The sequence below is a fragment of the uncultured Mucilaginibacter sp. genome (genome assembly GCF_903893715.1).
Taxonomy (GTDB): domain Bacteria; phylum Bacteroidota; class Bacteroidia; order Sphingobacteriales; family Sphingobacteriaceae; genus Mucilaginibacter.
Genome location: NZ_CAITNG010000071.1, coordinates 1 through 3,194, shown reverse-complemented (window position 1 = coordinate 3,194; position 3,194 = coordinate 1). Strand labels below are relative to the sequence as shown.

General features: G+C 40.4%; 2 protein-coding genes. Both read right to left on the bottom strand.

Going from position 1 to position 3,194, the window contains the following annotated elements; translation table 11 throughout:
* Positions 1-160: 160 nt before the first annotated feature.
* Positions 161-1,396, bottom strand: a complete 1,236-nt coding sequence (locus QZX97_RS08765; RefSeq protein ID WP_295653205.1) for a hypothetical protein — start codon at positions 1,394-1,396, stop codon at positions 161-163.
* Between the two features lie 84 nt (positions 1,397-1,480).
* Positions 1,481-2,341, bottom strand: coding sequence for an alpha/beta hydrolase (locus tag QZX97_RS08760; RefSeq protein ID WP_295653202.1), 861 nt, complete (start codon positions 2,339-2,341; stop codon positions 1,481-1,483).
* Positions 2,342-3,194: the final 853 nt, after the last annotated feature.

Here is a 3,194-nt window from a genome sequence, read left to right as displayed (position 1 = left end):
GAACTTTGGGATGCTATATTGAACCTGTTAGAACCTAAAGTGACACTTGACCCTGTTGTTATAAAAGCTAATGGACCTCAATTTACTACAAAATTAACATGCTTGTAAAAGTTCGTTGCGCAACAGCCACGGCACGCGTGCACCATAGTCAGGGGGAGCTTTAAGTTTTAAGATATCGAAGTACTAATTTAAGCAATCCCGCATTCAATTTTTGTAATTCTTTGATCGCTAATTCTACAGACAAATTGTATTGATCTTGAATAAAGGTACCCATATCATCGCCTTGTTGTCTTATTTCCTCGACTACTTGTTGAATGTCAGAAGCCTCTCTTTCATTTTTTACAGATAAAAGTAATGTTATGAATATGCTGACGAGGAAAATTGCGAAAAACTGCTCTATTACAGAAATTGTCCTTGATAGGTCACTTATAGGCACTAATTCGGTCACATTCGAAAAATGAAAAGTATTAAAACTATAATAAAAGAAACTAAAAAAACCCGGTTTGACAGAGCTCCCGCTATATAATTCTGGCCACACTTTATATATACCTAAGTTAATAAGCGTAAAGCATAGAACAGAAAAGAACAATAGTATAGCAATACTGAACACGTTAAAGATAATTGTGATTTTGCTTTTTTGATAGTTGTTTAATTTTGAAGATAAAAAGTAACAAAATTTATTTCCCAATATCATTATTTGAAGATTTAAACTCCACTTTTGCAATTGCGTGTCTGACATTTGGTTGATAGCTAGTGCCTTTAGTTCATCATCAATTGCCCATGTTTTTTTGCTGAAATTTATAAACAAAGTCACCGTTTTTATATGGATTTTGTAAATTAAAGACGGCTTGAATACTAACACAAAACGATTTATAAAGATCGTAAGCAGTATAACTGATAGAATTATTGATGATGAAATTATTATTATTTTGCTACTTGTACTTAGTATGAGTATGCTAGAAACAGTTAGCAACGAAAAAGTAATAATGTTATACTTAAAGGATTTGAAAAATGCAAAAAGAGCATTTACAATAGCAATCCCAACATTCCAGTTACCTTTTTTATATACAGCTTTTGGGAACTTCCAAAAGATTAATATAAATGGATAGAATAAGATGTATAAAGTCCAAGTTATTATTTTTTTAGCACGGATGAATAGCCAAACTATAGCAATGGCGAACAGGATTATGAGAAATTTATAGGTTATAAGCCAACCGTAATTTGGTAAGTATTGGTTTATTATATAATTGTCAACATCGTAAACAAAAAGCTTAACTACTATGTATGACCAAAATGTTATTGAAAGAAACTCCAGAAATATTAAACTACATATATTAAGGAAACTTTTCTTTGTTTCTTTCTTTGTTTCAGGGACTGCAATTTGATTGTCTGGCAAATTATTAGGGGTTTATTAAATCAAATATATTAAGATTAATATCCGTTTTTCGAAAATCTTATAAACAATTTGTTGTAGCCTTCTCTACTTCACAAACCCCATCAAACCTAACCAGGCATAACATTGGTCGGCCCAACCGTTAACGGGGCCTGTAATGCCCGGTTTGCGGATGCCGAAGCCGTGCTTGGCTTGGGCGTAAATGTGCAGCTCGGCGGGGATATTGGCTTTGTGGTATTTGAGGTAGAGTTGGGTAATACCTTGCAGGCGGGCGGGGTCGTCCTGGTCGCCAACGGCAATGAACAGGGGTGGCGAGTTGGGCAGCGGTTCGGGGCGGTCGGGTTGCCCGGGGTATATCAGTATTTGTACATTGGGGCGGCTGCTTTGCTGCTCAATGGGGTCGGCAGCGGTTTTATTGCCATAGTCGAAACGGGTAGCAGCCAGTTCAGCCAGTTCGCCGCCTGCCGAAAAGCCTGCCGCGCCGATGCGGGCGGTATCGATACCCCATTCCTTAGCATGGAGCCTTACATAGCGGATGGCGCGCTGCATATCTTTTACCGCATCGCCATCAATAGTGTACGTAGAGCCGGGTTCTTTAGCCAGGCGATATTTGAGCACGAAGCAGGTAACCCCGTGTTCGGCCAGCCAATCGGCAAAGTATGAGCCTTCGTAATCCATCTTCAAGCTGGTATGTCCGCCACCGGGGGCAATGATGACCGCCAGCCCGTTTGCCTCGCCTTTGGGCAGGTATGGGGTAATGGATGGGAAGTTGACGTTGGATATGGATATCAATCCGCCCGCGCTTTTGCTGATATGCTCGGGCGTGGTTTTTCCTTCGGAGCCGGGCGCGCCGTTGGGCCATAACAGGATGGGTTTGGCGTCCTGCGCCATAGCGGTTGTGCAAACAAGGGCGATGAAGCCGAGCAATAGGGCGGTAGCTTTTTTCATGATTTTGGGTATCGGATAATTGGTAAAACTAAGGTAGGCAATTTTTGGCAAAGCGTAAGGCGCATAGAGCAAAGCGCATGGCGCCGGAAAATGCTCCGCTTGTTAGGTAGTACGTTGCAAACTCCAGGTAAAAAAGTGCAAGGAAAAGATGAACAGCACGTTCTTTTGTGACCTAAGGCATTTTTGGGGTGGCTGTACCCCCTTACTTTTGTTACCATAAAACGTTGCTAATTTAATGTAAGGTTTGTTTATCTGATCGGCTTACAGGTGCCACGGTAAACAGTTTTATCGTTTAAGTGATTTATAATTGGTTAAGGTTGGCTAATAGGTTGATTGTTTAGGGAGGCGAGCTCTCAAAATAAATAACCGGAATGCTGCAACCGCTTGCAACAGGTTTTAGATAAAATGGCACCCGTTAGTGCTTTGTAACGCTTTCAATAAGCAAAGTGTTAACAGGTGCCGTTTTATAATTGACGGATAAAAACAGGGATGAATACCCGAAAATAAAGATTTGAGATAAGGTGAATGTGAAAATTCCGGCGGATGCTTGTGAAAGCACCGTCGGTTTTTTTTTGCCTTTTGCAGACCGTTGAATTTGCTATTTACCGTAATTTTTGCGATATTGTAACAATGTGAATCAAGATGCAAGAATCAAGAGTTAAGACAAAAAACACTTTTTCAAAACACCCATAAATACCCATGATGACGGAAGATGTCCCGTCCTAAAATAGGTTGACTAAAAAGAGTCAACAAGATGGAGAATGAGAGCGTTAAATTAAAAAGGAGAACCCCGGCTGTACATTACAGCGAAGGGTTCAAAAAGCGGGTAGTACAGGAATATGGCCGTGGGCTG